Raw genomic sequence first — 2,385 nt, 5'->3', positions numbered from 1 at the left:
CTGGTTAGAAGAAACTCTCAGAGATGAAAGTATTCCCTGGGAGGACAGGTACTGGCTGGACAGAAGAATAAGGGCAGGCATCTCTCAGAATCTCCATGTCTTCTACGATACTGAGAACAATCCTGTTCATGTCGATGCTGATGGCATTTTCCCCGGAGAGTTCTACTGGCGGGAGCATATGATTGTTGATCCTGCAGGATTGAACATTCCCGAAGATGCGGAAAGACCAGTATACAACACTCGCGAATTTAATAGAATCGATACAGGCCTGATCTATAATCCATTCGGTAGAGTAGTGGGTAATCTCGCAATGCCCTATGGGACGCTGTCAAGGAACGCCAGTATCGGAGCGTTTGCTTCAACACTTGAAGGCGACGGCATGGGTGATTATGACGATCAGTACTACGCCGTATTGCTCTATTCTGATGGAAGTTTTACCGAAGTTGAATTGGAAGGCATCGGCGGGTACCACGGAACAGTAAGCCAGGATGGCAGTACTATTGCCTTTTTCAGACATGGTTCAGAAAGGTTCGGCTTAGATAGCTATGTCGACATTCTAGACCGACAAGGAATGTTGGTCGACAGGATACATTCCGATGTCCATTTTTCATCAGTTCCTCCAGACATCTCCTTCAACGGTCACTACGCCTCATGTAATATCCAGGGCGGACACACAGCCCTGGTTGATTGCTGGCGGGGGGAAGTTGTTCTGGTTACCGAGGAGACTGGGACCGATAGGTCGACAACCTGGACGAGTTTCAGCCCGGATGGTGAGTATTTCTGTGTAGGAGGTGGCGCAAAGGGAAGAGTGATAAACACAGCTACATTGGAGAACCATGTTTATCCAGAAACAGCTATTCGAGATGGAAGTGGTGATGGGACGCGAGTTAACTGCTCAAATGCAAGAATACTAACAACATTAATAACAACTAGAGAAATCTCTAGAGAAATTTCTTCACTTGAACTCAGATTACTGGTAGGAGACCAGCAGGTTTATTTCAGCGACCTGAACGAAAGTGGATATCTGGGCCATGGCTGCAATGCCGAAGTCTCTCCTAATGGGCATCTCGTACTTGTGAGTAGACTGAGAGGTAGCATACCTCTGGTTGTTATCAGGATTTCGGGGAGGGGATAAAAATGAAGTGCACAGTATTGCTTGTGGTACTCTTTATTACCTCCTCTGTATCTATAGCTAACGATCCAACCTACGGGATTCCATGGCCCGTTGGCAGCCTTGAATTAATGGATGAAGCAAAGCCTCTTATGAACGGTTATGGAGATCGTAATAATGGTTGGAATAAGTTCCATACCGGAATAGATATTGATGACTGCACCGAGCCAGACAGCGGCAGTAAAGTAAGATGTGTAGAGGGTGGAGTTATTGGTGATATTTGGTCTCAAGGCTCTCCAAGCGGCTGGTCTATCCTTGTTCTTCCAACGCCGGAATCCCAGTGTGGCTGGTGCTATACTCATCTTGCAGATCCATATGCACAACAATGGTATATAGGCAAGCCAGTTAGCGAAGGTCAGTTTATTGATAGTATGAATATCAGCAGTGGATGGGACGAGCATCTTCACTTCTCCTGGATAGACAAGGATGAAGTTGGAACCTGTCTTGTGAATCCCCTGGATTTCCTGGTAGATGAACCTGAGGGAAATGACTACTGGCATTTCGTGCCTGAACCTTTAACACCTGAATTCAAGCACATGTTTCTCCCCGAGTACTGGGCTTATGAATGGCCAACACAATATCCCAATACTGATGCGGTAGAAGCTGATATCATCCCTGCGAATGATCTTTCTGGAGATGTTGATTTCTTCTTTGGAGTAACGCTGCAAGCAGGAGATATCAATACGGATGAGAAAATATACGTTGACTGCGTTCCCGAGCGCGTGTATTGGGAATTGATCCGCGAAACAGAATCAGGTCTTGATGTTCTCTCGACGAATTATGTCGTCAATTTTGACTGTGCACTTACGAATGATGATGAAACAGCTAAGATGTTTACTTTTAATTGGCTCATGTTCAACCTGTTCGGTGGAAACAAAGCTGGATTCATGTGTCTTACCAACTGCGGAGATACGCAAGGTTGGGAGAACCTTGGAATAGATAACATCGAGGAGAACTACTGGCGGACCGACAAAAACTATGCATATCTCAATGAAGTAACAATCAACCCGATTCTTGCCGAATATCCGGACGGTTCCTACCGGATTGATGTAACATGCTATGCACATGCAAATGATGTTCTCCCCAATCCTGTCCCGGAAGTACAATTTGCGCAGAGCATCGCCTGCGAGCTTCACAACTTTGCCCCTGCCCTCCGTGAAGTATTCATACTTGATCTCGAAACCGATCAGACTTATTACCACGCTGAATGGGTG

At 46.1% G+C, this 2,385-nt stretch carries 2 protein-coding genes; both read left to right on the top strand.

Going from position 1 to position 2,385, the window contains the following annotated elements:
- Positions 1-1,135, top strand: a 1,135-nt coding sequence (locus K8S15_12510; GenBank protein ID MCD4776858.1) for a hypothetical protein, incomplete at its 5' end; no start/stop codon positions are given.
- A gap of 2 nt (positions 1,136-1,137) precedes the next feature.
- The coding region (locus tag K8S15_12505; protein ID MCD4776857.1) for a hypothetical protein at positions 1,138-2,385 on the top strand (1,248 nt) is incomplete at its 3' end.

Source organism: Candidatus Aegiribacteria sp. (genome assembly GCA_021108005.1).
Classification (GTDB): Bacteria; Fermentibacterota; Fermentibacteria; order Fermentibacterales; family JCC-6; genus Aegiribacteria.
This window is presented reverse-complemented; position numbering and strand designations above follow the sequence as displayed.